This window comes from Sulfuritalea sp. (assembly GCF_031426875.1).
Taxonomy (GTDB): Bacteria; Pseudomonadota; Gammaproteobacteria; order Burkholderiales; family Rhodocyclaceae; genus Sulfuritalea.
Map to the genome: position 1 here is coordinate 46,049 of NZ_JASJPC010000036.1, position 24,286 is coordinate 70,334.

At 64.1% G+C, this 24,286-nt stretch carries 29 protein-coding genes; 23 read left to right on the top strand and 6 right to left on the bottom strand.

Annotation, left to right across the window (positions count from 1 at the left end; translation table 11 throughout):
- Window positions 1-141: 141 nt before the first annotated feature.
- Window positions 142-393: a DUF2249 domain-containing protein gene (locus RMO95_RS16270; RefSeq protein WP_310451700.1), complete on the top strand. Its 252-nt coding sequence runs from the start codon at window positions 142-144 to the stop codon at window positions 391-393.
- 4 nt (window positions 394-397) lie between these two features.
- Entirely contained in the window at window positions 398-1,012 is a 615-nt protein-coding gene (locus tag RMO95_RS16275) for an FmdE family protein (RefSeq protein WP_310451701.1), read from the top strand.
- 22 nt (window positions 1,013-1,034) lie between these two features.
- On the opposite strand, the gene RMO95_RS16280 is transcribed toward RMO95_RS16275, so the two are convergent.
- From RMO95_RS16280 to aroG, 4 genes are read right to left on the bottom strand one after another with little or no spacing between them, the layout of a single operon-like run.
- Window positions 1,035-1,565, bottom strand: coding sequence for a cyclic nucleotide-binding domain-containing protein (locus RMO95_RS16280; protein WP_310451702.1), 531 nt, complete (start codon window positions 1,563-1,565; stop codon window positions 1,035-1,037).
- Window positions 1,562-2,446, bottom strand: coding sequence for a decaprenyl-phosphate phosphoribosyltransferase (locus tag RMO95_RS16285; RefSeq protein ID WP_310451703.1), 885 nt, complete (start codon window positions 2,444-2,446; stop codon window positions 1,562-1,564). Before RMO95_RS16285 ends, RMO95_RS16280 begins: the two co-directional genes overlap by 4 nt.
- A complete protein-coding gene (locus tag RMO95_RS16290) occupies window positions 2,434-4,035 on the bottom strand; it encodes a glycosyltransferase family 39 protein (RefSeq protein ID WP_310451704.1) in 1,602 nt (533 codons plus the stop codon). The genes RMO95_RS16285 and RMO95_RS16290 overlap by 13 nt, the downstream gene beginning before the upstream one ends.
- Before the next feature lie 8 nt (window positions 4,036-4,043).
- Window positions 4,044-5,111, bottom strand: coding sequence for a 3-deoxy-7-phosphoheptulonate synthase AroG (aroG, locus tag RMO95_RS16295; protein ID WP_310451705.1), 1,068 nt, complete (start codon window positions 5,109-5,111; stop codon window positions 4,044-4,046).
- 143 nt (window positions 5,112-5,254) lie between these two features.
- Here aroG and RMO95_RS16300 point away from each other — a divergent pair, with 143 nt between their 5' ends.
- The 16 genes from RMO95_RS16300 (at window position 5,255) to RMO95_RS16375 (ending at window position 19,446) form a co-directional block, all read left to right on the top strand.
- Entirely contained in the window at window positions 5,255-5,860 is a 606-nt protein-coding gene (locus RMO95_RS16300; protein WP_310451706.1) for a 2-oxoacid:acceptor oxidoreductase family protein, read from the top strand.
- The gene (porA, locus tag RMO95_RS16305; RefSeq protein ID WP_310451707.1) at window positions 5,844-7,097 is read left to right on the top strand and encodes a pyruvate ferredoxin oxidoreductase; all 1,254 of its coding nucleotides are present in this window, start codon (window positions 5,844-5,846) and stop codon (window positions 7,095-7,097) included. Before RMO95_RS16300 ends, porA begins: the two co-directional genes overlap by 17 nt.
- A 167-nt stretch (window positions 7,098-7,264) precedes the next feature.
- Entirely contained in the window at window positions 7,265-8,269 is a 1,005-nt protein-coding gene (locus RMO95_RS16310; RefSeq protein ID WP_310451708.1) for a thiamine pyrophosphate-dependent enzyme, read from the top strand.
- Window position 8,270: 1 nt separating this feature from the next.
- Entirely contained in the window at window positions 8,271-9,893 is a 1,623-nt protein-coding gene (locus RMO95_RS16315) for an NAD(P)-binding protein (RefSeq protein WP_310451709.1), read from the top strand.
- Window positions 9,894-9,936: 43 nt separating this feature from the next.
- Window positions 9,937-10,086 carry a HepT-like ribonuclease domain-containing protein gene (locus RMO95_RS16320; RefSeq protein ID WP_310451710.1) on the top strand — a complete coding sequence of 50 codons (150 nt, stop codon included), beginning with the start codon at window positions 9,937-9,939 and terminating at the stop codon, window positions 10,084-10,086.
- A 342-nt stretch (window positions 10,087-10,428) separates the two neighbouring features.
- A complete protein-coding gene (locus RMO95_RS16325) occupies window positions 10,429-11,019 on the top strand; it encodes a TetR/AcrR family transcriptional regulator (RefSeq protein ID WP_310451711.1) in 591 nt (196 codons plus the stop codon).
- 60 nt (window positions 11,020-11,079) lie between these two features.
- The gene (locus RMO95_RS16330; RefSeq protein WP_310451712.1) at window positions 11,080-11,496 is read left to right on the top strand and encodes a DsrE family protein; all 417 of its coding nucleotides are present in this window, start codon (window positions 11,080-11,082) and stop codon (window positions 11,494-11,496) included.
- Between the two features lie 10 nt (window positions 11,497-11,506).
- Window positions 11,507-11,746 carry a sulfurtransferase TusA family protein gene (locus tag RMO95_RS16335; protein ID WP_310451713.1) on the top strand — a complete coding sequence of 80 codons (240 nt, stop codon included), beginning with the start codon at window positions 11,507-11,509 and terminating at the stop codon, window positions 11,744-11,746.
- An 836-nt stretch (window positions 11,747-12,582) separates the two neighbouring features.
- The gene (locus tag RMO95_RS16340; protein ID WP_310451714.1) at window positions 12,583-13,323 is read left to right on the top strand and encodes a metallophosphoesterase family protein; all 741 of its coding nucleotides are present in this window, start codon (window positions 12,583-12,585) and stop codon (window positions 13,321-13,323) included.
- Window positions 13,324-14,754, top strand: coding sequence for a protein kinase domain-containing protein (locus RMO95_RS16345; protein WP_310451715.1), 1,431 nt, complete (start codon window positions 13,324-13,326; stop codon window positions 14,752-14,754).
- 137 nt (window positions 14,755-14,891) lie between these two features.
- A complete protein-coding gene (locus RMO95_RS16350) occupies window positions 14,892-15,347 on the top strand; it encodes a rhodanese-like domain-containing protein (protein WP_310451716.1) in 456 nt (151 codons plus the stop codon).
- Between the two features lie 93 nt (window positions 15,348-15,440).
- The gene (locus RMO95_RS16355) at window positions 15,441-17,195 is read left to right on the top strand and encodes a YeiH family protein (protein WP_310451717.1); all 1,755 of its coding nucleotides are present in this window, start codon (window positions 15,441-15,443) and stop codon (window positions 17,193-17,195) included.
- Between the two features lie 10 nt (window positions 17,196-17,205).
- A complete protein-coding gene (locus RMO95_RS16360; protein ID WP_310451718.1) occupies window positions 17,206-17,334 on the top strand; it encodes a hypothetical protein in 129 nt (42 codons plus the stop codon).
- 112 nt (window positions 17,335-17,446) lie between these two features.
- The gene (locus RMO95_RS16365; RefSeq protein WP_310451719.1) at window positions 17,447-17,911 is read left to right on the top strand and encodes a universal stress protein; all 465 of its coding nucleotides are present in this window, start codon (window positions 17,447-17,449) and stop codon (window positions 17,909-17,911) included.
- Window positions 17,908-18,534, top strand: coding sequence for a hypothetical protein (locus tag RMO95_RS16370; protein WP_310451720.1), 627 nt, complete (start codon window positions 17,908-17,910; stop codon window positions 18,532-18,534). The genes RMO95_RS16365 and RMO95_RS16370 overlap by 4 nt, the downstream gene beginning before the upstream one ends.
- 111 nt (window positions 18,535-18,645) lie before the next feature.
- Window positions 18,646-19,446, top strand: a complete 801-nt coding sequence (locus tag RMO95_RS16375) for a TIGR00266 family protein (RefSeq protein ID WP_310451721.1) — start codon at window positions 18,646-18,648, stop codon at window positions 19,444-19,446.
- A 116-nt stretch (window positions 19,447-19,562) separates the two neighbouring features.
- Here the strand turns inward: RMO95_RS16375 and RMO95_RS16380 are convergent, their stop codons facing one another.
- Window positions 19,563-20,849 (bottom strand): HD-GYP domain-containing protein, encoded by a 1,287-nt coding sequence (locus RMO95_RS16380; protein ID WP_310451722.1) that lies wholly within the window; start codon window positions 20,847-20,849, stop codon window positions 19,563-19,565.
- A gap of 190 nt (window positions 20,850-21,039) precedes the next feature.
- Here RMO95_RS16380 and RMO95_RS16385 point away from each other — a divergent pair, with 190 nt between their 5' ends.
- On the top strand, window positions 21,040-21,402 hold the full coding sequence (locus RMO95_RS16385) for a CZB domain-containing protein (protein ID WP_310451723.1): 363 nt from the start codon (window positions 21,040-21,042) through the stop codon (window positions 21,400-21,402).
- Between the two features lie 48 nt (window positions 21,403-21,450).
- Complete coding sequence (locus RMO95_RS16390; RefSeq protein WP_310451724.1) at window positions 21,451-21,582, top strand: hypothetical protein; 132 nt, start codon at window positions 21,451-21,453, stop codon at window positions 21,580-21,582.
- Between the two features lie 150 nt (window positions 21,583-21,732).
- Here the strand turns inward: RMO95_RS16390 and RMO95_RS16395 are convergent, their stop codons facing one another.
- Entirely contained in the window at window positions 21,733-22,653 is a 921-nt protein-coding gene (locus RMO95_RS16395; RefSeq protein WP_310451725.1) for a LysR substrate-binding domain-containing protein, read from the bottom strand.
- A gap of 186 nt (window positions 22,654-22,839) precedes the next feature.
- Between RMO95_RS16395 and RMO95_RS16400 the strand changes: the two genes are divergently transcribed.
- The 3 genes from RMO95_RS16400 (at window position 22,840) to sdhC (ending at window position 24,250) form a co-directional block, all read left to right on the top strand.
- Window positions 22,840-23,556, top strand: coding sequence for a succinate dehydrogenase/fumarate reductase iron-sulfur subunit (locus RMO95_RS16400; protein WP_310451726.1), 717 nt, complete (start codon window positions 22,840-22,842; stop codon window positions 23,554-23,556).
- Between the two features lie 89 nt (window positions 23,557-23,645).
- Window positions 23,646-23,897 carry a hypothetical protein gene (locus tag RMO95_RS16405; RefSeq protein ID WP_310451727.1) on the top strand — a complete coding sequence of 84 codons (252 nt, stop codon included), beginning with the start codon at window positions 23,646-23,648 and terminating at the stop codon, window positions 23,895-23,897.
- Entirely contained in the window at window positions 23,894-24,250 is a 357-nt protein-coding gene (sdhC, locus tag RMO95_RS16410) for a succinate dehydrogenase, cytochrome b556 subunit (protein ID WP_310451728.1), read from the top strand. Before RMO95_RS16405 ends, sdhC begins: the two co-directional genes overlap by 4 nt.
- Window positions 24,251-24,286 lie beyond the last annotated feature (36 nt).

Sequence of the window (24,286 nt, forward strand, 5' to 3'; positions counted from 1 at the left end):
CGCCGCCACCGCAATCGGGGCGATCTAAAGCCTACTTTTTTAGTATGGTTTTAAGTTTATGTTTTATAACTGATTTACATCAATTTACCGGCGACGGGGAAAATGCATAGTGGCGTCACCCTAACCCACAGGTAAAACGCCATGCATGTTCATCTCTCCCCCGATTCGATCTATCCCTTCGACGCCCGCGGCATCGCCAAGCGTTTTCGCCATGCTGCGATATTCGGTGCGCTCGACGCGCTGCGCGCCGGCGAAACCATGCGTTTCGTCAATGACCACGACCCGCTGCCGCTGCTCGACCAACTGGTGCAACGCTATGGCGACGCAGTGGAAATCACCTACCGCCAGCGCGAGCCGGGCAACATCGTGATCGACTTCATCAAGAAGCAATAAGACGGTGCAGACGCCGGCTTTCTACGCTCAGGTACGTCGCCTGAGCGTGTATGACCCGCTCGCCGAGTTCCTCGGCGCGGCGGAAAATGGCCGCATCGAATACGCCTACCTCGATGCGGTCAAGCTGGCCGGCCATTCCTGCCCCACCGTGGCTTCTGCCTACTGGATGACGCTGAAGGCGCTGACCGAGCTCTACCCGGACAGCTTGCCGGAGCGCGGCGGAATTCGCGTCGCATTCCGCCAGGATCAGTTGTCGGGCGTCACCGGCGTCATGGCCAATGTCGTCACCCTGCTCACCGGCGCCACCCACGACACCGGCTTCAAGGGTCTCGGCGGACGTTTCGACCGGCGCCATCTGCTGTATTTCTCGGCAGACGTCAGGGAGGAAATCCGTTTTACCCGCGTCGATACCGGCCAGGCCGTCGATATTGCGGCGCGCCTGCAGTCGGTGCCTTTCGCGCCGCAGACCATCGAACTGATGCAAAAGTGCCTCGACGGCAGCGCCACGCCGGAACAGGCTGCCGAGTTTCGCGAATGCTGGCAGGCACGGGTACGCGCAGTGCTGCTGGAGCATGGCGACGATCCCGAGGTATTTGTGCTGCGCCCGGTCGGGCAGTGAAGCGGCGCCGGCAGGGGCCGGTCTAGCGGATGCGCGAGCGCCGCGCTTCCATGCAGTCCATCAGTTGCGCGCTGACGCTGCGCAGCCGCTGGTTGAGCAGCATCAGCAGTTCCATCATCAGCTTGACGCCGATGCGCGGCTCTTCGGTGATGATGCGCGACAGGCTTTCGCGATCGAGTACGGCGACTTCGACCGTGTCGAGCGCGACGCAGCTGGCGAAGCGCGGCTCGCCGTCGATCAGCGACATTTCGCCCAGCGTCTTGCCGGGACCGGCGGTGCCCATGATCTGCGCCAGGCCGCGCACGTCCTTCTTGACGATCTCGACGCTGCCGTCGAGCAGCAGCAGCATGAAGTCCCCGTTGTCGCCCTCGTGGATGATCTCAGTGCCCAGGGGCGCGCGGTAGCAGCGCATGTAGCGGGCGAGGCCTTCCAGCTCATCCGGCTCGAAGTCCTCGAACAACTGGATGACCTCGATGATCTCGCGGATGCGGCCGACGAAGGGCACGGCATCGCCGAGATATTCGACGTTGGGAATGTGGTCGATCGCGCTCATGGCCGTGGCATTATAGCCCCGCCCAGCAGCGCCAGCACCAGCAGCAGCCAGCCCGCCGTGGCCGCCAGCAGGTGGGGGTCGGAAAGCAGTTCCTGCGCCGGGTCGCCGCCGCCGCCGCGGGTATGCAGGCGCCACAGGTAGCGCAACATGCCGTAGAGCACGAAGGGCACGGTCGCGATCAGTCCGCGCGTGCCGTGCAGGGCGACGGTCTCGGCGCTGACCGTGTACAGCGCGTAGGAAATCACCGTGCCGGCCGCGGCGATGCCGATGAACTGGTCCAGCATCGGCGCCGTGTAGTGCTCCAGCACGCGCCGGTGGCCGGCGCTTTCCGCCAGCAGCGCGTTGAGTTCGGCGCGGCGCTTGGCGAAGCCGAGGAACAGCGTCAGCATCAGGCCGCACAGCAGCAGCCATTGCGACGGGGCGATGCCCAGCCCGAGCGTGCCGGCGAGGATGCGCAGCATGAAACCCGAGGCGATGATGAACACGTCGAGGATCACGACGTGCTTGAGGCGGTAACTGTAGGCGATGTTGAGCACGACGTAGACTAGGAAAATCCAGGGCGCCGAACCGGCCCAGAGCCAGGCGATGCTGCCGCCGGCCAGCAGCAGCACGGCGGCCAGAACGCTGGCGGCAGCCACGCTCACGGTGCCCGCCGCCAGCGGCCGGCGCTGCTTTTTTGGATGCAGCCGGTCCTGCTCGCGGTCGATCAGGTCGTTCATCACATACACGGCCGAGGCCAGCAGGCAGAACGCGGCGAAGGCGGCCAGCGCCTGGCCGAGCCTGAGCGGATCGGTCCAGGCATGGCCGAACAGCAGGCCGACGAAGACGAAGCCGTTCTTCAGCCACTGGTGGGGCCGCAAAAGCTGGATCAGCGGCGGCATGCTTCCCCCGGGAAATATCGATCGCACATATAACAGGCAGTTTGCGGCAGCCAGGCAGGAATCGCATAGTACTTCCGCCGCACGCCGGCCAGCACGCCCTCGCGGTAGGCCGCATAGTCGAAGCTCTGGCCCTTGACCCGCCAGAAGCGCGCGCCGCGAATCTCGAAGCTGTCGGCGCCGACCTCGCGGAAATACTTGCGGTAGTCGTCGAGATTCGGCGCCGACTTTCGCAGGATCAGGAAATCGCGGCCCGCCAGGGCGCGGAAATCCGTCACCAGATCATCGTGGCGCGCATGGCTCGACGCCTCGCCGAAGACCACCACGTACTGGCGCAGGTTGTAGCCCAGGGTCACGGCGTTCGAATAACCGTCCATCGCCAGCACCCAGTCTTTCCTGTAGGGCTGCAGTTCGCGCGCCAGCGCCTGATGCTCGAAAGTCAACACGATACCGTCATAGAGGCGGGTCTTCTGCCAGGTCTCCAGCGGCACCCGCGAAACGATCAGGATCGCGGCGACGTGCAGCGTGGCGAAGCCGACGAAGAACAGCCCGAGCCGGTTCAGGCTGGCCGGCGCCAGGCGCAGCGTCAGCCAGATCAGCGCGAAGGGGACGAAGGACAGCAGCCAGTGCAAGCCGATCTGCTTGACCAGCGCGAGGATCGCGAACAACAGAAAGGGCAGCCACGCCAGCGTGGTCAATGCCGTTTGAGGCAGGGCGGACGTAGGGCGGACTGTAGGGCGGACTTCAGTCCGCCATCCATTCTGGCCGGCTGAAGCCGGCCCTACACCGCCATCCACCCCCTGGCCGGCTGAAGCCGGCCCTACAAGACGGCGATTGCGCCACGCCAGCCACAGTACCGGCGGCCCCAGCACATAGATCAGCGTCACGGCATAGAGCAGCGGCGTCTTGATCGACCAGCCGGCATCGCCGTGGCGATTGACGAAGTTGAACATGTAGTTCGGCCAGCAGTTGGCGCTGTTCCACCAGGCCATCAGCGCCAGCGCCGGCAGCGTGCAGGCGTAGGCGATGGCCAGCCCCGCCCAGGCGCCGGGCGTGCGTCGCCGCAGCACATCGACCAGATAGGCAAAGCCGAGAATCGCCGCGAAATACTTGGAGAGCACGGCGCCGGCCAGCAACAGCCCGGCGGCCAGATACCACCTTGGCGCGTCGTCCTGCGACGCACGGATCCAGGCCAGGCCGGAGAGAACGCTGCAATAGATCAGCGGCGTGTCGGTGGTGATGAACACGTTCCAGACATTCACCGGCGCCAGCAGCACCAGCGCGGCAGCCCACAGCCGGCGCTCGGCGCCGACGCCGACCACCAGACGCGGCAGCGCCCAATAGATGGTGAGCGCCAGCAAGGCCGGCTGCAGGATCACCGGCAGGCGCAGCCACCATTCGGCATCGCCGAACTGCAGCAGGGCTGCGAGCCACCAGCCGATCAGCGGCGGATGGTCGTAGAAGCCCCAGTCCGGCTTCCAGCCCCACCAGATGAAATAGGCCTCGTCGCCGGTGATCGGAAACGCCGCCGCCAGCCAGAAGCGGAAGGCCAGCGTGAGGACCAGCAGCGCGGCGAACAGGCGGCCGGTCATGATGCGGTTTACTTTTCGGCTAGGGCTACGCGGCGAGCCTTGACCGCATCCGCGAGAATTTCCAGCGCGAGCTGCGTGTCGTCCCAGCCGAGACAGGCATCGGTGACCGAAACGCCGTATTCGAGCGGCTTGCCCGGTGTCAGGTCCTGGCGGCCTTCCTTGAGATGCGATTCGATCATGACGCCGAAAATGCGGTCTTCACCGGCCGCCATCTGCGCCGCAATATCGCGCGCGACGTCGATCTGACGCTTGAACTGCTTGCTGCTGTTGGCATGCGAGAAATCGACCATCACGCGCGCGGCGAGGCCGGCCTTGCCCAGTTCGATGCAGGCCGCGTCGACCGCGGCGGCATCGTAGTTCGGCGCCTTGCCGCCACGCAGGATGACGTGGCAATCCTCGTTGCCGTTGGTCGAGACGATGGCCGAATGGCCGGCCTTGGTCACCGACAGGAAATGATGCGGGCTGGCCGCGGCCTTGATCGCATCGACGGCGATGCGGATGTTGCCGTCGGTGCCGTTCTTGAAGCCGACCGGACACGAGAGGCCGGAGGCCAGTTCGCGATGCACCTGCGATTCCGTGGTGCGCGCACCGATCGCGCCCCAGCTGATCAGGTCGGCCGTGTATTGCGGCGTGATGGTGTCGAGAAACTCGGTGCCGCAGGGCAGGCCTAGTTCGTTGATCTCCCACAGGAGCTTGCGCGCCAGGCGCAGGCCGTCGTTGATGCGGAAGCTGCCGTCCATGCGCGGATCGTTGATCAGGCCCTTCCAGCCCACCGTGGTACGCGGCTTCTCGAAATACACCCGCATCAGGATCACCAGGTCGTCGGCGAAGCGGGTCGCCTCCTGGCGCAGCCGGCGCGCGTACTCCATCGCCGCGTCGTAGTCGTGGATCGAACAGGGTCCGACCACAACCACCAGCCGGGCATCGGCGCCGTGCAGCACGCGATGTACGGCCTGGCGCGCCTGGTAGGTGGTTTCGGCCGCCGCGTCGCTGGTGGGAAATTCGCGCAGGATGTGGCCGGGAGGCGAGAGTTCCTTGATCTCGCGGATGCGTACGTCGTCGGTTATATGCTTCATGCTTGGGCCTGGATGCGGGCAAAAACGCAATTCTACCGGACGCACCGCCCGCGGCATGGCCGCAGTCCGGCGCCACGCCGGCCCGATTCCCCAAGCGCACACGACAGGGGTATGCTTTCGTCGCATCAAGAGGGAGGTAAACCATGTTCCAGGTACGCATCCACGGCCGCGGCGGCCAGGGGGTGGTGACCGCGGCGGAAATGCTTTCGGTCGCGGCTTTCGACGAGGGGCGCCACGCCCAGGCCTTTCCCAGTTTCGGCTCCGAGCGCATGGGCGCACCGGTGGTGGCCTTCTGCCGCATTTCCGACCGCGAGATCCGCCTGCGCGAGCCGATCATGGAGCCCGACGCGATCATCATCCAGGACCCGACCCTGCTGCACCAGGTCGACGTCTTCGCCGGCCTCAAGCAGGACGGCTACATCCTCATCAACACCAACAAGACCTTCGACCAACTGGGCCTTGGCGACATGATCCGCGACTGGCGCCACGAGCGGCTATGCACGGTGCCGGCGATGGAGCTGGCGCTCAAGCATGTCGGCCGCCCGGTGCCCAACGTGCCGCTGCTGGGCGGCTTTGCCGCCATCGCCGGGGTGCTGAAGATCGAGTCGGTGATCAAGGCGATCGGCGAACGCTTTTCCGGCAAGGTCGCCGCGGGCAACATCGCCGCCGCCAGGGAGGCCTACGCGATCGTCATTGCCGAGATGGAAGCAGCGCGCAGAAAGGAAACCGAGCATGCTCAAGCAGACTGAAGGCTCGCGCGCCGTCGCCGAGGCGGTGGCCCTGTGCCGCCCCGAGGTGATCTGCGCCTATCCGATTTCGCCGCAGACCCACATCGTCGAGGCGCTGGGCGAAATGGTCAAGGACGGTACGCTCGCACCCTGCGAGTTCATCAACGTCGAATCCGAGTTCGCCGCCATGTCGGTAGCCATCGGCGCCTCCGCCGCCGGCGCGCGCAGCTACACGGCAACGGCTTCGCAAGGCCTGCTCTACATGGCCGAGGCGGTGTACAACGCCTCCGGCCTCGGCCTGCCGATCGTCATGACCGTGGCCAACCGCTCCATCGGCGCGCCGATCAACATCTGGAACGACCATTCCGACGCGCTGTCGCAGCGCGACTCGGGCTGGCTGCAGCTGTTCGCCGAAACCAACCAGGAAGCGCTCGACCTGCACATCCAGGCCTTCCGCCTCGCCGAAGAACTCTCCTTGCCGGTGATGGTCTGCATGGACGGCTTCATCCTGACCCACGCCTACGAGCGCGTGGACATGCCGACCCAGGCCCAGGTCGACGCCTACCTGCCGACCTACGAACCGCGCCAGGTGCTCGACCCCGCCGACCCGGTGTCGATCGGCGCCATGGTCGGTCCCGAGGCCTTCATGGAGGTGCGTTACCTCGCCCACGCCAAGCAACTGCAGGCGCTGGAGCGCATCCCCGCCTTCGCCGCCGAGTTCAGGCAGATCTTCGGCCGCGACAGCGGCGGCCTGACCCACACTTACCGCACCGAAGATGCCGAGACCATCATCGTCGCCATGGGCTCGGTGCTCGGCACCATCAAGGACGTGGTGGACGAGATGCGCGAGGAAGGCCACAGGATCGGCGTGCTCGGCATCACGCTGTTCCGTCCCTTCCCGATCGCCCGCGTGCGCGAGGGCCTGCAGGGCGCGAAGCGCGTGGTGGTGCTGGAGAAGAGCATGGCGATCGGCCTCGGCGGCATCCTGTCGACCAACGTGCGCATGGCGCTGTCGGGCCTGCACCTGCACGGCTATACCGTGATCGCCGGCCTCGGCGGCCGCGCCATCACCAAGAAGTCGCTGCACGGCCTGTTCCGCGAGGCCGAGCAGGACGCGCTGGAGAGCGTGACCTTCCTCGACCTCGACTGGAACATGGTCAACAAACAGCTGGAGCGCGAGAAGGCGCACCGCCGTTCCGGCCCCGTGGCGGAAAACCTGCTGCGCGACGTCGGCGTCGTCGCCGCCCGCAACTACTGAAGCAAAACCTTTTTGCCACAGAGAACACAGAGGACACAGAGATGAAGCCAACCTACAGACACTCAATGCCTTGCCCGACGGATGGACATCCCATACAGCCATCAGTTTTTCTCTGTGATCTCTGTGCCCTCTGTGGCTAACGGATCTTCATTCCTGAGGCTACCGCCATGTCCTTCCAACCCGTAAAGTTCTACCAGACCGGCACCTTCACCGTCGGCAACCGCCTGCTGCCGCCCGAAGAGCGCAGCGTGCAGGCCAGCGCGAAACGCTACAACTCGATCAACTCCGGCCACCGCGCCTGCCAGGGCTGCGGCGAGGCGCTCGGCGCGCGCTATGCGATCGACGCCGCGATGGAGGCGGCCGACGGCCAGATCATCGCCGCCAACGCGACGGGCTGCCTCGAAGTGTTTTCGACGCCCTACCCCGAGACCTCCTGGCAGATTCCCTGGATCCACTCGCTGTTCGGCAACACCGCCGCGGTGGCCACCGGCGTCGCCGCCGCGCTCAAGGTCAAGGGCAAGCATGATGTGCGCGTCGTGGCCCAGGGCGGCGACGGCGGCACCACCGACATCGGCTTCGGCTGCCTGTCCGGCATGTTCGAACGCAACGACGACGTGCTCTACATCTGTTACGACAACGGCGGCTACATGAACACGGGGGTGCAGCGCTCATCCGCCACGCCGCCGGCGGCGCGCACGGCGACCACCATGGCAGTCGGGCCCGAACCCGGCAACGTCTTCGGCCAGGGCAAGTTCGTGCCGGCGATCGCCATGGCCCACGACATCCCCTATGTCGCCACGGCCACCGTGGCCGACCTGCGCGACCTCGAAGCCAAGGTCAGCCGCGCCATGGAAATCCGCGGCGCGCGCTACATCCACATCCTGGTGCCCTGCCCGCTGGGCTGGGGCACGGCCTCGCACGACACCATCCGCATGGCTCGGCTGGCCAAGGAAACCGGCATCTTCCCGGTGTTCGAGGCCGAGCACGGCGAGATAAAGTCGGTGCTGACGATACGGCGGCCGCTGCCGGTCGAGGAGTATCTGCGGCCGCAAAAGCGCTACGCCCACCTGTTCGGCAAGAACCCCGCGGTGGAAACCATTGCGCATATCCAGGCACTGGCCGACAGGAACATCCGCAAGTATCGCCTCGAAGCCCGCCAGGGGAGCCATTGACATGGACAAGCCCTTCGCCATCACCCTCGATCCCGGTTCCTCGCTGGCCAACCGCACCGGCTCCTGGCGCACCTTCCGCCCCGAATACGTCGACCGCCTGCCGCCCTGCAATGTCGCCTGCCCCGCCGGCGAGAACATCCAGGCCTGGCTGTTCCATGCCGAAAGCGGCGATTACGAAGCCGCCTGGCGCTCGCTGGTGGAAAACAATCCGCTGCCGGCGATCATGGGCCGCGTCTGCTACCACCCCTGCGAGGGCGGCTGCAACCGCCAGCATGTCGATGCCGCGGTCGGCATCAATTCGGTCGAGCGCTTCCTCGGCGACGAGGCCAACAAGCAGGGCTGGAAATTTGCCCCACCCGCCGTCGCCACCGGCAAGCGCGTGCTGGTGGTCGGCTCGGGCCCGGCCGGACTATCCGCCGCCTACCACCTGACGCGCATGGGCCACAAGGCGGTGATCCACGAGGCGGCGCCGCTCGCGGGCGGCATGATGCGCTTCGGCATCCCCAAGTACCGCTTGCCGCGCGACGTACTCGATGCCGAGATCCAGCGCCTGGTCGATTTCGGCGTCGAGATCCAGTTGCAGACCAAGGTCAGCGACGTGCAGCAGGCGCTGAAGGACGGCTTCGACGCGGTCTTCCTCGGCGTCGGCGCCCACATCGCCAAACGCGCCTACATCCCGGCCGGCGATGCCAACAAGGTGCTCGACGCGGTCGCCGTGCTGCGCGGCATGGAAGGCCACGACGCGCCGCTGCTGGGGCGCAAGGTCGTCGTCTACGGCGGCGGCAACACCGCGATCGACGTCGCGCGCACCGCCAAGCGCCTTGGCGCCGAGGAATCGATCATCGTCTACCGCCGCACCCGCGACAAGATGCCGGCCCACGATTTCGAGGTCGAAGAGGCGCTGCAGGAAGGCATCTCGATCAAATGGCTGTCGACCATCAAGGAAGCCGGCGAATCCGACATCATGGTCGAGAAAATGGCGCTCGACGACAAGGGCTTCCCGCAGCCGACCGGCGAGTTCGAGCGCATCGAGGCCGATTCGGTGGTGCTGGCGCTGGGCCAGGACGCCGACCTCGCGCTGCTCGAAAACGTGCCGGGACTGGTGGTCGAAGGCGGCATGATCCAGGTCGATGGCGGCATGATGACCGGCCACCCCGGCGTCTTCGCCGGCGGCGACATGGCCGGCAGCGAACGCACCGTGACCGTCGCCGTGGGTCACGGCAAGAAGGCCGCGCGCGCGATCGACGCCTGGCTGCGCGGCGGCGCATACGCGCCGCCGGAAAAGCACGAGGTCGCCACCATCGAGCGCATGAACCCGTGGTACTACTCGGACGCGCCGAAGACCATGCGCCCGGTGCTCGACATCATCCGCCGCCAGTCCACCTTCGAGGAGGTGCTGGGCGGCCTCGACGAAAACAACGCGCTGTTCGAGGCGCGCCGCTGCATGTCCTGCGGCAACTGCTTCGAATGCGACAACTGCTACGGCGTCTGCCCCGACAACGCCGTGATCAAGCTCGGTCCCGGCAAGCGCTTCCGCTTCAATTTCGACTACTGCAAAGGCTGCGGCATCTGCGCCACCGAGTGCCCCTGCGGCGCCATCCGCATGGTGGCCGAGGAGAACTGAGAGCGGAGCCGGCCGGACCGCCACCGCTGGGCTCGCGGATGAATTGCCGGCATGGAATGCCGTGATCGGTCTGCGCAAGCACTTCGTGCATGACTACATGAACATCGATATGGCGCGCGTGCTGGAACTCGTGCAACTCGGCCGCCACGAGTCCGTCACCGCGTTCCTGTTGGCCGATCTGCAGGCGGGTTGAAACAACCGGGCAAGCCTTCCGCCCGGCTGCCGATTCAAACCGAGCTATCGAGCTGCCAGCGAAGGCCGTGAGCGAGTGGCGCAGGACGACCAAAAGCTGCCCTTCGACTTCCTGGTACGCAGACATGTTGAAACCGATGGATGTGGGAGCGAGCCTGCTCGCGACAACGGCCTGTCGCGAGCAAGCTCGCTCCTACAGGGAATGCGCCTTTTCCTTGTTGACTGACTACTAGGCTTTATTCACCGTTTGCTGCTCGGAAATAGTGCCCCACAAAGTTGCGGCACTTGCGCGGAAGGATGACTGCGACTATTATGAACGTTCATTCGAAACCAGATTGCCGCCATGGCGCGTCCTCCTGCCAACGTACCCCCCGGCCAAGTCCGTGAAAAGATCATTGTTGCGGCGCTGCATCTATTTACCCGGCGTGGCTACTTCAATACGTCTGTGCCAGATATGGCGCGGACCGCACGGGTCAGCGTGGGTTCCATCTACCACCACTTCAAGGACAAGGAAGACGTCGCCAGGGCACTCTATCTGAGCCTGATGGACGGCATGCAGGGCGAACTGTCGCGGATCGCCGAATCGCAGGCCACGGCCCGCGACCGCTGCCGCGCTGTCATTGCCATGTTGTTCGAACTGACCGAGTCGAGCCGCGACGCCATGGATTTCATGCTCTACGCCAAGCATCGGGAATTTCTGCCCGGCGAGCGTCCGGTCTGCTCCTCCCGACCCTTCGAAACCATGCGCGATTTCGTGCAGCAGGGCATGGACCGGGGCGAGATACGCCACATGGACGTCATGGTGGCCAGTGCCTGCCTTTTCGGCGGGGCGCTGCGGCTGATTACCGCGCGCCTCGACGGTGTTCTTGCCGAGCCGCTTCCGGACAAGCTGGACCTTGTCTGGGAATGTGCCTGGCGGAGTATCGCGGCTTGAATCCGAGCCGTGTTTTTTTTGCCTTAATTTCGAACGAACATTCATTCTAGGAGAGGGAACATGAAATCCATGGCCATCGTGATTCGTGATGACTCGTACGACAAGATCCTGACGCCGCTCGCCTTCGCTTACCTGACGGCATCGGAAGGAACCCAGGTCGACATGCTTTTCGTCAATTGGGCGGTCAAGGCTCTCACTGCTGAAGGTGCTGCCGCCCTGCGCATCGATGGCCGGCACGCGGCCGAGGAAGCCATGGTGCGCGCGGGCGTGGCCAAGGCCGGGCTTCCGGTAGAGGTCTATGACATCATCAAGGCGCTGAAGAGCACCGGCTGCGTGAATTTCTACGCCTGCAGCCTGGCCGCGGCGATCTTCGGCGTAAATGAGGGCAACCTGATCCCCGAAGCCGAAGGCATCGTCGGCGCCGCCTGGTTCCTCAACGACAAGGCCGCCAAGGCGGAGCACTACCAATACTTTTGAGGAGATCCCCATGAGCGACATGACCATTACCTCGGTCCTCGACACCTCTGGCAAGTGCTGCCCGATGCCGATGGTGGAAACCAACAAGGCGATCAAAGGCCTGGCGGTGGGTGACGTGCTTCATATCATTGCCACCGATGTCGGCACACGCAAGGACATTCCTTCTTGGTGCGAGCGTACTGGGCAGACTCTATTGTCCATGACGGAACAGGATGGCGTGATCAATTACCATGTCCGCAAGGATCGTTGAGGCACCGGAGCTCTGCGTCGTCTGCGTGTACTTCCCGCCGAATCTTCCGATCCAGGCCTATTCGCGTGAGGACTGGGACTTGCTCCAGTCGCGCCCGTGTTCGTTCGAACACGAACCCGGCGATGTGGCCTGCCTTGCGACGCGGAGCACCTATTGCGCGGTGGTAGCGAAGTATTCAAGCGCGTAGCCAGACGGACGGGGTGGCCTCCACCCCGTTTTTTTTGGGTCTTGTGCACTGAATGTGGGTCATTCCCCATGCCAATCAAATAGCCGGAAGCATTGAGGTGAGGATTTTCGGGGACCGTGGCTGGCGTGGCGATGGCAGAATTCAGCCATGGCTACCTCACGCAAACCCAAGCGTCTCGGCGACGCATACAACTTCCTTGGCTTTCGCGCCCAAGAGCGGGTGCGCGGCATATTCGGTGATCCGGGCGCGCGGATCGCCACCCTCCTCCCGCACCCAACAACCGCAGCGAAGCGTCTTGCACGCTGTGGAATCGGCGATCCACCGCGCGGTGCGATGACCGGCGCGGTGACGGCAACAGGGCGATAGCCGCCGTCCTGCCAGCGCCAACTCTTGCCCCCACCTTCCTCACTCCGTGCGAATTGCCGGCCCGCGACGCGGAGTCCCCGGCACGCAAGGCGGAAACCCTGAATCGGCACGCCGCCTTCCCTCCACTTGCCAACGCGGCTATATTGGTCCCAAACGAGGAGCGGGAGACATGTACCTTGGTCAATCACCTGCAAGACCGCCGACGGCGCGCGACAGGCGGCCGTGCCGGACGACCCTTGACGGATCCAGCCTCCCTTCCGGCAATCCGGTCGACTGATCGCTCATGAAGATTGCGGTACTGGCGGACATCCACGCCAACCTGGAGGCCTTGCGCGCCTGCCTGGCACACGCGGCGCGGGAGGGCGCCACCCAGTATGTCTTTCTCGGCGACCTGGTCGGCTACGGCGCCGATCCGGTCGCCTGCCTCGGCCTGCTGGCCGACCATGCGGCCAGGGGTGCGCTGCTGGTCAGGGGCAATCACGACGACGCAGCGCTGGGCGGCTTGTGCGAGACCATGAACTTCGTCGCCCGCGAAGCGACCTACTGGACACGCGCCCAACTGGGCGGCGGCGAGCGCGCTTTCCTGGCCGCCCTGCCCTACACCGCGCGGCGCGACGATCTGCTGTTTGTGCATGCCGACGTCAATGCGCCCGGAAAGTGGAATTACATCACCAGCAGCCTGCAGGCCGGGCGCTGCATGGATGCCGCGCAGGCGACGCTGACTTTTGCCGGGCACGTGCATCACCCGTCGCTGTACTTCGCGGCCGGCAGCGGCGTGCATCACTTCCAGCCCGTGGCAGGTGCGCCCATCCTCTTGACCGGCCGCCGACGCTGGCTGGCGATCGGCGGTTCCGTCGGCCAGCCGCGCGACGGCAACAACGCGGCGGCGTATGCGCTTTACGATGAAGAGCAGCGCACGCTGAAGTACTTTCGCGTGCCCTACGACCACCTGAGCGCGGCACGCAAGATCCTCGCGGCCGGACTGCCGGAACGCCTGGCGCTGCGACTGCACAGAGGGGAGTGAATGGAAAGCACCGCCCACCTCAGACCGGGGACGCAGTTCGCCGCCTACCGCGTGCAGGAAAAGCTGCGCGAAGGCGGCATGGCGCTGCTCTACCGGGTCGCCGCCGGCGACGGCGGCGAGGCCGGCCTGTTGAAAGTGCCGAAGCTGGAATTCGGCAGCCATCCGGCCTGCTATGCCGGCTTCGAGGTCGAACAGATGATCCTCGGGCGGCTCGCCGGACCGCATGTGCCGCGCCTGCTGGCCAGCGGCGAAAGCGATTTCGGCCCCTACCTGGTGATGGAAGAGATCGCCGGCAAGTCGCTCGCCGAATTTGCGGCCGGGGCGCCGCTGCCGGCCGCCGAAGTCGCCCGGCTCGGCGTCGCGCTGGCGTCGGCGCTGCATGACCTGCATCGGCAGGAAGTGGTGCACCATGACCTCAAGCCCTCGCATGTGATCCTGCGCGAGGATGGCCGGGCGGCGCTGATCGATTTCGGCCTGGCTTTCCACGGCCACCTGCCCGATCTGGCCGAAGCGGAATCCGAGAAGCCGCTGGGCACGCCGGCCTATATATCGCCGGAGCAGATTGCCGGCGTGCGCGGCGATCCGCGCAGCGACGTGTTCTCGCTCGGGGTGGTGCTCTACCTGCTGGCCACCGGCCGGCTGCCCTTCGGCGAACCGACCGGCATGGGCGGTCTGCGCCGGCGCCTCTACTTCGATCCGCTGCCGCCGCGACGCATCGTCGCCGACCTGCCCGAATGGCTGCAGGAAATCATCCTGCATTGCCTCGAAGTGCGCGCGGATGACCGCTACGCCACCGCGGCGCAGGTGGCGCACGACCTGCAGCATCCCGATCAGGTGACGCTGACGCAACGCGGCCGCCGCCGCAAACGCGCCGGCCCGCTGGTCGCCGCAAAGCGCTGGCTGGCGGCGCTGTCTGCCGAGCCGCCGCCGCGCCGGGCGCCCACGGCCCACCTGGCCCTGGCGCCGCAGGTTCTGGTCGCCATCGATACCGACAGCGACAGCGAACCCCTGTTCCAGGCCCTGCGCGATGCAACGCGGCGCATCGTCGGCGGCGAGCGGCACTGGCGCGTGAGCTGCGTCAGCGTGCTGGAGCCTTCGCTGCTGACCGAGCAGGAAGACGGCGCCGAGATCATGCGCGGGCTGCACATGCAGCGCCTGGTGGAACTGCACCACTGGGCGCAACCCCTCGGCCTGCCGCAGGAGCGGCTGCGCTTTCACGTGCTCGAAGGCCGCGACGTGCCGGCCCGGCTGATCGAATACGCGCGCGCCAGCCATGCCGACCACATCATCATCGGCGCACGCGGCAGTTCGGGCCGGCGGCGCCTGCTCGGCAGCGTGTCCTCGCGCGTGGCGAGCGAGGCGCCGTGCACGGTGACCGTGGTACGCGTTTCGCATAGCGCGGGCATGAATACAGAAAGTGCTGATGCATAAATCAAAATATTTGATTGCCGACCGATTGTTCCGTAGTTTGATAGCGCGGGAGCGCACTAGGGCAAACAATAGCCAGGCACTTGCAGATGCTTTCACATTTTGCGCGGCGTCCGCCGCATTCATGGAGGAGGACAAACATGCACACCATCAAGCAGGCATTCATCACGTTCGTCAGTTGCGGTTTTCTGGTCGCCGGCGGCAGTGCGCTGGCCCAGGAAACGCCCGCCGCGGCACCCGCCGGCGTCAAGCTGGTCGAAGCCAAGGCGGTGCAGGATCTGCAGGCCAAGGGCGCGGTGCTGATCGACACGCGCAAGGCCAGCGAGTATTCCGACGCCACCATCAAGGGCGCCATCTCGGTGCCCTACGATCCGGAGAAGAGCGCAAAGGACGTGAAGTTCGATGCGGCCCAGGACAAGTACGACATGAGCAAGATCGCCGACAAGAACAAGGACTACGTCGTGTTCTGCAATTCAGGCACCTGCTGGAAATCCTACAAGGCAGCGGTGGTCATGGCCAAGGCCGGCTACAAGAACGTCCATTGGTACCGCAACGGGGTGCCGGACTGGAAGGCCCGCAAGCTGCCAATGGAATAAATTCCATCCTGTTCCCGTCCATAGACACCGGGGGCGTTCCGCGCGTCCCGGGTGTCGTATAGATTTCCCACAAGCGACTGAGGAGGAACAAGAATGGTCTATACAAAAAAATCGCCGGCACTGCTGATCATCGGAGTGGTGATGCTGCTCTGGGGCTGGCTCAACGCCAGCGGCAGCATCGATGGCATGCAGCAGTATTTCCAGAAGAGCGCCTACTCCGACCACCTGAAGGTCAAGGAGAAGTTCGACGCCGAATTCCGCGTCGCCAGCGAAATCGCGGCGACCGAAAACAAACCGGCGCCGGACATGAAGATGCCCAAGTCGAAGTTCGACCAGGCCAAGGTCTTCCAGTCCACCATGAGCTACATCTTCGGCGGCGTCGCCACCCTGCTCGGCCTGCTGATCCTGGTGTGGAAACCGAAGGAAGGCAACCTCGACTATTACCTGTCGATCTTTCCCGGCATGGCCTACATCCTGCTCATCGCCTTCCTCGTGCGCTGGGGCCTCGATCCGATGTTCGCCAACTGGGGCAAGGCCGCGCAACCGACGCTGGGCTGGAACTTCGCCAGCATCTTCAACCTGAACTACGTGGTGCTGGGCATCGTCATCGGCATCGTCATCGTCAACGTGTTCAAGATCCCGGACTGGGCAACCAACGGCGTGCGCACCGCGCGCTTCTTCCTCAAGACCGGCGTGATCCTGCTCGGCGCACTCTACAGCGCGACCGAACTGGCGCAGCTCGGCGCGATATCGGTGCTGTTGATCGGCGTCTTCGTGCTCGGCTCGATCGGCGTGGTGCTCTACATGGGCAGGCGCATGAACACCGGCAACTCGATGACCGCGGTGCTCGCCTCGGGCGTCGGCGTCTGCGGCGTCTCGGCCGCGGTGGCGGCTTCGCCGGTGGTCAATGCCAAGGCCGGCGAGATCGCCTACACCATCGGCACCATCCTGGTCTGGGGCGTCGGCTGCATGTTCCTGTTTCCGACCATCGGCCACATGCTCGGCATGGGTCCGGTGCAGTTCGGCGCCTGGGCCGGCACCGGCATCCTCAACTCGGCGCAGGTCGCCGGCGCGGCGCTGGCCTTCGACCCGCACGGCATCGAGACGCTGAAGGTCGCCGAGATCTTCAACATCACCCGCGTGCTGTTCCTGCCCATCGTCGTGCTCTGGCTCGCCACCTGGTACGTCAAGCACGAAGTCGGTGCCGAGAAGGTCGACCTGCGCAAGGTGCTGTTCGCCAAGTTCCCGCTGTTCGTGCTCGGCTTCATCCTGATGTTCCTGCTGTCGACCCTGGGCGCTTTCACGCCGTCCGGCCACTACCAGGGCAAGTACTTCAGCAGCGAGCAGATCAAGGAAGACAAGCTGCTCAAGGGCAAGGAGACCAAGGCCATCGAAGCCGAACTGGCGCGCCTCAAGGAACCCGCCGGCGCCAAGCAATTGCAGGACTTCTTCACCGAGAAGGCGATCAACATCGGCCAGCGCCACGCCACGCCGGAAGACGCCTACAAGGGCCTGACCGAGCTGATCGCCAAGCGCAAGGTGTCCACCCGCGAGCAGGAAACACTGCTCAAGGCCGTCGGCAAGATGAAGGGGCTCGATGCCGTCGCCGCCGGCGCGATCGACAAGGCGAGCAAGGCGGCCTACCACAGCTCGAAGACGATCGGCGCCTTCCGCGACTGGCTGGCCTGGCTGTTCGCCTTCGGCCTGATCGGCCTCGGCATGCAGATCACCATGGCCGCGCTGAAGCAGGCCGGCGGCACGCCGCTGATCATCGGCGGCGTGGTCGGCACGATCAAGGCGGTCGGCTCGCTGATCGTGGTGCTGCTGTTCGTCAAAGAGTTCATTTAAGGAGAACATCATGTCGGAACAAAAGTTCGAGCGCGGCACCAGCCTGTCGATCTTCGTCAGCGACCGCAGGGAAGACATCGGTTCCCTGATCTTCGCCCTGCTGATCGCCATCGGCATCGTATTGTTCGTCGGCAAGTAAGCGACTTGCTGCCGCCATAAACCGTCCCGCCCCGCCCGCATGTTCGCCGGGTGGGGCGGGACTTTTTGTCGCCGCCCTTTGCGGCGGGAACAGCAGCCACGGAAAACCAGACATGAAAGCACCATTGAAACTGCTGCTCTGCCACCACGGCAGCAGCGGCGCACGGGCCGCCGAAACGCTGGCCCATGAGCACGCCGTGCCCGGCACCACCACCCTCGTCCATTGCCTGGTCGTGCCCGAATTCTGGGCCGGCATGCAGGGCGACGACTGGCTCAACAACGCATCGACGCGCGACGCCTTCGGCAGCTACGTCGAGGGCATGCTCGAAAGCGACGCCAAGCGCGAACTGGCCGCGGTGGAGTCGGGCTGCAAGGAACGCGGACTGGCCTACGAGTCCGTGATGCGCTTCGGCAATCCGGCCGAAACCGTGCTCGCCGTGGCCGCCGAGGTCGGCGCCGACCTGGTCGTCATCGGTTCGCCGCGCCGCAAGGGCGAGCAGGGTTTGAACTCGCGCATGGAACTCGAAAAGCTGGTACGCGGCCTCGCTTGCCCGCTGTTGATCGCAGCTCATCCTTGAGCGAAATGTCCGCAGCGGCCGGCATGGCGGCGGCGCAGCAGGACCAGGTCCGCGCCGAGACCCGGCTGCCGCTTGCTGCCGCGGCCGTGTTCGAGTTCGTCGCCGACATCGAGCGCCTGCTGCGCCTCAATCCCCATCTCGCCGTCGAGACCTGGCAGCCCCTGTCCGACGGCGTGCGCTTCGCGGCGCAGAACGAAACCAGCGGACGGCGCATCGAGACGATGGTCCGCGTCGAGACGACGCAGTCCGCGCGCACTGTCGTTCTCAGCTATGCCGAAGGCCTCAAGCAGGCGACCATGCTGGCGGTCGAGGCTACGGAGGGCGACAGCTGCCGCCTCGTGATTACCGAGCACTATCCGATCATCATGGACGCGCAGGATCCGCGCGTCGCCGAAGTCGATCGCAGCCTGGTGCCCTGGGTCGATGCGATCCGCCGCCACCTGCTCGGCCGCCGGCGCTGGGGCCGCCTGCCCGGCTGGCGCTGGTGGCACGAAAGCTTCCTGCCCGGCATGGCGCCGCGCCAGCGCCGCATCGTGCGCATGATCGTCTGGGTCGGCGTGCTCGAATTCGTCGTATTCGTTTTCGTCGCGGCGATTTTCTGGGCGGAACGCCAGGGCGGCTGAGTTTCGCCGTCCCGCCAGCGCCAACTCTTGCGGAGCCCGCGCCGGCATCCGCAATGAGCGGCGGGCAAATCCGGTATTCTGTGCGCCCCAATTCAAGCCGGAGATCGCAGCATGGCCATGGACGTCATTGACTATTTCATACACGGCGACGACATGCAGTTCGTCGAAATCGAGCTCGATCCGGGCGAAGCCGCCATCGGCGAAGCCGGCAGCATGATGTACATGGAAGACGGCATCACCATGGACACCGTGTTCGGCGACGCCTCGGCGCAGCAGTCCGGCCTGTTCGGCAAGCTGGTCGGCGCCGGCAAGCGGCTGATCACCGGCGAATCCCTGTTCACCACGGTCTACACGCACCAGGGCCAGGGCCAGGGCAAGAAGCGCGTCGCCTTCGCCGCGCCCTACACCGGCAAGATCATCGCCTTCGACCTGCGCAAATACGGCGGCACCATGATCTGCCAGAAGGACGCCTTCCTCTGCGCGGCCAAGGGCGTTTCGCTGGGCGTCGCCTTCCAGAGGAAACTCGGCACCGGCTTCTTCGGCGGCGAGGGTTTCATCATGCAGAAGCTCGATGGCGACGGCATGGCCTTCGCGCATTCCGGCGGCACCGTGATCGAACGCCAGCTGGCGCCCGGCGAAGTCCTGCGCGTCGATACCGGCTGTGTGGTGGCCTACACGCCGAACGTCGACTTCGACATCCAGTTCGTCGGCGGCATCAAGACCGCCCTGTTCGGCGGCGAGGGATTGTTCTTCGCCGTGCTGCGCGGCCCCGGCACGGTCTGGCTGCAGTCCCTGCCCTTCGCCCGCCTGGCCTCGCGGATCTTCGCCGCGGCGCCGGTGAGGAAGGGCGGCGGCGGCTCCGGCGGCGAGCAGGGCGGCATCCTCGGCAGCATTTTCAACGGCGACGATTAGGGGCCGGCTTCGGTCGGCCAGGGTGGATGGCCTTGTAGGGCCGACTTCAGTCGGCCAGGGGTGGATGGCGGACTGAAGTCCGCCCTACAGTCCGCCCTACGGTCCGCCCCACGGCGCTACGACACCACGATCGGATCGCTTGCCGCCAGCCTTGAGTTCATTCGGAATTGATCGGCACAAGGCTGCGCCAGGCGGTAGACCTCTTGCAGGTTGGCCGCGATCGCGTCGTAGATGCTGAGATCGAGTTGTTCTTCCTCGCGCAGCAGGCGCAAGTGGTCGAGAACGGCAGGGGCCGGCAGCGCATCGCGATAGGGACGATCCTGCGCCAGCGCCTGGAATATGTCGGCCGCCCGCAGAATCCTGGCCTGGAACGGAATCTCGTCGCGGGTCAGGCGGAACGGATAACCCTCGCCGTTGGGCATTTCATGATGGTAGGAAGCCCATAGCGCGATGTCCTCGAAGCCCGGGATGCGCGACAGGATCCGGTAGGTCTCGTAGGCGTGGCTGGTGATTTGCCTGCGCTCGCGGCTGGTGAGCGGGCCGGGCTTGTCGAGCACGGCATCCGGAATCCGCAATTTTCCCAGGTCGTGCAGATAGCCCGCCAACTCCAGCTTGGCGCAGTCCTCGTGATCGAGCTTGCAACTGTCGCCGAGTATGCCGCAGAGATAAGCCGCGACGCGCGCCACGCCCTGCGAGTGATCCACCGTGAAGTGGCTCTTGGCGTCGACCACATGGGAAAACAGCGCCGCCACGCCGAGCAGGGTCTCGATGCCGGTCTCTTCCTGCCGCGCGCTGCGGGAGATGCGCGCCATGTACTCCGCCACCGGCCCGCTTTCGAGGCCGAGCCAGAATGCCTCCTTGCGCGAGACGCTGACGAAGGCCGCGACCAGTTCCGGGTCGAACATGCTGCCGGCCTGTTCGAGCACCTTGGCCCGGATCGCCGGCACGCCCTCCAGCAATTCGTCATTAAGAATGGCCGTCCCGGCAAGGACATCGACGCGGTCGGCGAGGAAAATCAGGTTGGCGATCCGTTCGGTCTTGCCGTAGCGATCCTTGAGTTCGGCCCAATGCGTATGGTGCAAGCGGATCGCCGGCGCCAGATGCGCCAGCGGCGGGAACTTCGAAAGCAGGAAGGCACCGAGTTTTGCGTGCGTCTGCGATCCTATCCAGTCGAATTCCGCGACCAGTTGCCGATGCAGGTCGGAGGTCGAGACGCCGATGTCGTGGAGCAGGCAGGCATCGAAGACCATTTCCTGGTCTTGCCGCGACCAGCCGAGCTCGCGCAGGATTTCCACCGCCATGATGCCGACGCGCTTGCCATGATGCACGTCGTCGATGCCCACCAGGTCCAAAGAGTCGGAAAGTGCGTGGACGACACTCCGGAAATTGACGAACAGGGGCATGGAAAAACGGCTTGCTCAGGGATGCGGCGGATGCGCCATATCTTACTCCTCCGCGCCCCGGCGCGACGCGCCTGCGCCGCTGGCGCCACGGCCTTGCACGTCAGTCGCACGGATTTTCTTGACAGCGCAAGCGGGAAGTCCATAGTATTACTTTAGCAATAATACTTAAAACCCTTTTAGAAACAGGCTTATGAATTTCGACGACGCAATGGCGGCCCATGTCATATGGAAGATCCGCCTGGCCCGATTGATCGAGAATGCCGGCGGCGAAGATTTTGATAGCATCGCCGCCGGCGACGCTGGCTTGTGTGCCTTCGGCAAGTGGATACGCGGCGAGGGTGCGCAATACAGGACGACGCCGGCCTACGAAGACGTGGTGAGGAAGCACGCCCATTTCCACGCCTGCGCCGCCGAGGTGGTGCGCAAGGTCGAACAAGGCGACAGGGCCGCGGCCATGAAGGCCCTGAACGGGGCGTTCGAAGCCGCATCGCGGCAACTGGTGAATGCGGTGGTGGAACTCAAGACGGAAGCGCGCCAGGTCTCGCTTCCCTAGTCATGCCGGCGCCATTGGCGCGGATGGCAGCGGCGGCGAGCGGACGACATGCAGCCCTGCCCCTTGCTGCGGCTGGGCTACAGTCTGCGCGGAATGGAACTCATGCAACTCGGCCGCCACGAGTTCGTCACCGCGTTTCTGCTGGCCGATCCGGTGGTGAGAGGTGGCCCCGGAAATTAGTGCTGGTAGATAAGTGAATATCTCTGCTCTGATGGGCGAAGCAATCGCCCAAAAAAGGAGCAGCAAAGGGGTGGATCCCGGTCCTGATGCATTAAGGACTAATGATATCTCCGAGCAGGCGCGGTACAGCTCACTGCAACACCTGCGACCTCAGGTCTGTCTAGCGCGCACGTTTTTCACCTGATCGTCTCCGTTACGCGCCTGAAAATACTGCTTGATCGCATCTGTAAACTGCTGCCGACTATGTCGGGTACGCTCGATCAGACCGACGTGGCGCTGGACAGCGTTACCAGGCAGGGGAATGATCTTTAAGCTCTGATCGCGTGCCCATTGAATGTTGGCCAATCGCGGCACAATGGAGATGCCAAAACCCTGGCGCACGATTTCTACAATTGCCTCGACAGAATTCAACTCCATCTCGTCGCGTACGGTCACCTTGCACTGGCTCAATACCTCATTGACGAGGTAACCCGTCCACGTCTGCCTGTCGAATCTCAGGAAGGGTGCGTCGCATAATATGTCTAGGGGGTTTCCCATCAACTTGAAATGAGGACGCCTTGGGACGATCAGCACCATCGGTTCGGCGTAGAGCGGGGACCACACCAAGCCCGACGGAAGTGGGCGCGGTGACTGTGTTACCACCGCAGCATCGAGTTCGCCAACTTCAACCCTGCGAGCAAAGTCGGCCGATAGTCCGGCAAGGAGCCTAACCTCTAGTCGCGGATGCGCGTGTTTTAGGCTCCATAACGCATCGGCGAAAGCGCCCATCAATGCGGACACGAGCGCCCCCATGACCACCGTGCCGGATAGCTCGTCCGTATCACCCGAAGCGACTAACGACTCATATCTCAGCAATAGTTCCTTGACTTGCGGTACAACTCGTCGCCCTGCCGTATTGAGCACGACGGAACGTGCCCCGCGGTCAAATAGGACTTGATTCAGCTCCTCTTCGAGCGATCGAATTTGCAGGCCTACTGCGGCCGCTGTAAGCCCAATTTCCTTCGCTGCGGCAGCGAATGTTCCATGCCTGGTCACAGCAAGGAAAGTCTTGAATGTACGAAAGGAGGGCATTGGGTCAAGCAAACGAGAACATGATGATAAAAAATAACTTTACCTTAGTCAAAGTAATATTGGCTTTTATTTTGTGATGATATCCACAAGAATGCCGCAACCGACCGTAATACATAGGTCATCCTGAACAAATCGCGGCACGCTGGGTAGGTGCCCATCGCCGAACGAGAAGGCAGAGAACGTTTCATGACCAAGAACCTGAAAGTGAAGATCTGGCGCGGCGGGAAAGAGGGCGGCTTCGCGACATTTGATGTCCCGCGCCAGGAAAACCAGACAGTGCTGGATGTCGTGACCTACGTCCAGCGCAATCTTGATCCCTTGCTTGCCTACCGCTTTGCCTGCCGTGTTGGCATGTGTGGCTCTTGCGCAATGACCGTGAATGGTGTCGCACGCTGGACTTGTCGGACTAATGTCTCCAAGGTTGAAAAAGATGGCCGGCTTGAAATCGCACCTCTCTCGCACTTGCCCATCATCAAGGATCTTGTTACCGATATGCGCGAGTTCTTCGACAAGGGGGCGCGGGCCAAAGGACAATTTAAAGGCAAGCAAAATCGTCAGGACGAATTTGCGCGGGTCGACCCGAAATCAAAGGAACGCATCGCCGCCAATGCAGGGATCGAGTGCATTGGCTGCGGCGTTTGCTATGCCTCCTGCGATGTTGTGGGATGGCGCCCGGAATATCTCGGGCCGGCTGCTCTCAACAGGGCGTGGACTCTCGTCAATGATGTGCGGGATATCCAGCAGACCGAGCGTCTGAAAGTGGTCGCGGGCGACGCGGGTTGCAACTCTTGCCATAGCCTTGGCTCATGCTCCGAGCGCTGCCCGAAACAGATCGAACCGACGGCTGGCATAGCTGGCCTGAAGATGCTTGTGGCGATGGCCGCATTGAGGGGGGAGATATGACAAGTTCGAGAACGCAAGCCAAACTTTGGTACTGGCAGCGGGCAAGCGCGATGGTAATGGCCGTATGTGTGCTGGGTCACTTGGCTGTCATGATCTATGCCGTACGTGGCGGACTCAGCGCTGCCGAGATTCTTGGCCGCACTCATGGAAGTCGATTGTTCGCCTCCCTCTACACTCTGTTGGTCCTGGCCTGCGCAGTGCATGTACCGATCGGTCTGGTGGCGATTGCTGAGGAGTGGGCAGGGTGGCGCGGATCCAAGGTCACGATTGGCGCAGGCCTCTTTAGCGCCCTCATTGCGATCATGGGTCTGCGGACCGTCTATGGGGTGGTCGCAGCATGACACGCATTAACGATTTTCGCGCCCGCAATCATCCCGCCTATTGGGCTTTCGTGGTCCACCGTGTATCGGGACTCGCTCTCGCCGCATTTCTGCCGGTGCACTTCTGGGCAATGGGCTTGGCGATCCAAGGGGAAGTGGCACTTGACGGATTTCTCAGATTTACCGACCAGGCGTTGTTCAAGTTCGGTGAATGGGGTCTGGTGCTCCTGCTCGCATTGCATATGATGGGCGGCGTGCGGATTCTCTTGGTCGAATTCGGCCCGTGGTCAGGGCTGCGGAAGAACTGGATCGCTGGCACCTTGGGGTTCGGCATTGCTACAAGCCTGGCTTTTGCACTTGCATTAATCAGTTAGTCCCTTCCGCGTCACTAAACCGAATTGGTCGAAAGA

What these genes read in the sequence shown, in the direction of transcription:
- RMO95_RS16340 (WP_310451714.1), top strand. Translation starts at nt 12,583, where the DNA reads ATGAAGATTGCGGTACTGGCGGACATCCACGCCAACCTGGAGGCCTTG.
- RMO95_RS16395 (WP_310451725.1), bottom strand. Translation starts at nt 22,653, where the DNA reads ATGCCCTCCTTTCGTACATTCAAGACTTTCCTTGCTGTGACCAGGCAT.
- RMO95_RS16290 (WP_310451704.1), bottom strand. Translation starts at nt 4,035, where the DNA reads ATGACCGGCCGCCTGTTCGCCGCGCTGCTGGTCCTCACGCTGGCCTTC.
- RMO95_RS16270 (WP_310451700.1), top strand. Translation starts at nt 142, where the DNA reads ATGCATGTTCATCTCTCCCCCGATTCGATCTATCCCTTCGACGCCCGC.
- RMO95_RS16390 (WP_310451724.1), top strand. Translation starts at nt 21,451, where the DNA reads ATGCAGCCCTGCCCCTTGCTGCGGCTGGGCTACAGTCTGCGCGGAATG.
- RMO95_RS16365 (WP_310451719.1), top strand. Translation starts at nt 17,447, where the DNA reads ATGAAAGCACCATTGAAACTGCTGCTCTGCCACCACGGCAGCAGCGGC.
- RMO95_RS16355 (WP_310451717.1), top strand. Translation starts at nt 15,441, where the DNA reads ATGGTCTATACAAAAAAATCGCCGGCACTGCTGATCATCGGAGTGGTG.
- RMO95_RS16375 (WP_310451721.1), top strand. Translation starts at nt 18,646, where the DNA reads ATGGCCATGGACGTCATTGACTATTTCATACACGGCGACGACATGCAG.
- RMO95_RS16400 (WP_310451726.1), top strand. Translation starts at nt 22,840, where the DNA reads ATGACCAAGAACCTGAAAGTGAAGATCTGGCGCGGCGGGAAAGAGGGC.
- RMO95_RS16385 (WP_310451723.1), top strand. Translation starts at nt 21,040, where the DNA reads ATGAATTTCGACGACGCAATGGCGGCCCATGTCATATGGAAGATCCGC.
- sdhC (WP_310451728.1), top strand. Translation starts at nt 23,894, where the DNA reads ATGACACGCATTAACGATTTTCGCGCCCGCAATCATCCCGCCTATTGG.
- RMO95_RS16350 (WP_310451716.1), top strand. Translation starts at nt 14,892, where the DNA reads ATGCACACCATCAAGCAGGCATTCATCACGTTCGTCAGTTGCGGTTTT.
- RMO95_RS16300 (WP_310451706.1), top strand. Translation starts at nt 5,255, where the DNA reads ATGTTCCAGGTACGCATCCACGGCCGCGGCGGCCAGGGGGTGGTGACC.
- porA (WP_310451707.1), top strand. Translation starts at nt 5,844, where the DNA reads ATGCTCAAGCAGACTGAAGGCTCGCGCGCCGTCGCCGAGGCGGTGGCC.
- RMO95_RS16280 (WP_310451702.1), bottom strand. Translation starts at nt 1,565, where the DNA reads ATGAGCGCGATCGACCACATTCCCAACGTCGAATATCTCGGCGATGCC.
- RMO95_RS16330 (WP_310451712.1), top strand. Translation starts at nt 11,080, where the DNA reads ATGAAATCCATGGCCATCGTGATTCGTGATGACTCGTACGACAAGATC.
- RMO95_RS16345 (WP_310451715.1), top strand. Translation starts at nt 13,324, where the DNA reads ATGGAAAGCACCGCCCACCTCAGACCGGGGACGCAGTTCGCCGCCTAC.
- RMO95_RS16380 (WP_310451722.1), bottom strand. Translation starts at nt 20,849, where the DNA reads ATGCCCCTGTTCGTCAATTTCCGGAGTGTCGTCCACGCACTTTCCGAC.
- RMO95_RS16315 (WP_310451709.1), top strand. Translation starts at nt 8,271, where the DNA reads ATGGACAAGCCCTTCGCCATCACCCTCGATCCCGGTTCCTCGCTGGCC.
- RMO95_RS16285 (WP_310451703.1), bottom strand. Translation starts at nt 2,446, where the DNA reads ATGCCGCCGCTGATCCAGCTTTTGCGGCCCCACCAGTGGCTGAAGAAC.
- RMO95_RS16310 (WP_310451708.1), top strand. Translation starts at nt 7,265, where the DNA reads ATGTCCTTCCAACCCGTAAAGTTCTACCAGACCGGCACCTTCACCGTC.
- RMO95_RS16325 (WP_310451711.1), top strand. Translation starts at nt 10,429, where the DNA reads ATGGCGCGTCCTCCTGCCAACGTACCCCCCGGCCAAGTCCGTGAAAAG.
- RMO95_RS16405 (WP_310451727.1), top strand. Translation starts at nt 23,646, where the DNA reads ATGATCTATGCCGTACGTGGCGGACTCAGCGCTGCCGAGATTCTTGGC.
- RMO95_RS16335 (WP_310451713.1), top strand. Translation starts at nt 11,507, where the DNA reads ATGAGCGACATGACCATTACCTCGGTCCTCGACACCTCTGGCAAGTGC.
- aroG (WP_310451705.1), bottom strand. Translation starts at nt 5,111, where the DNA reads ATGAAGCATATAACCGACGACGTACGCATCCGCGAGATCAAGGAACTC.
- RMO95_RS16360 (WP_310451718.1), top strand. Translation starts at nt 17,206, where the DNA reads ATGTCGGAACAAAAGTTCGAGCGCGGCACCAGCCTGTCGATCTTCGTC.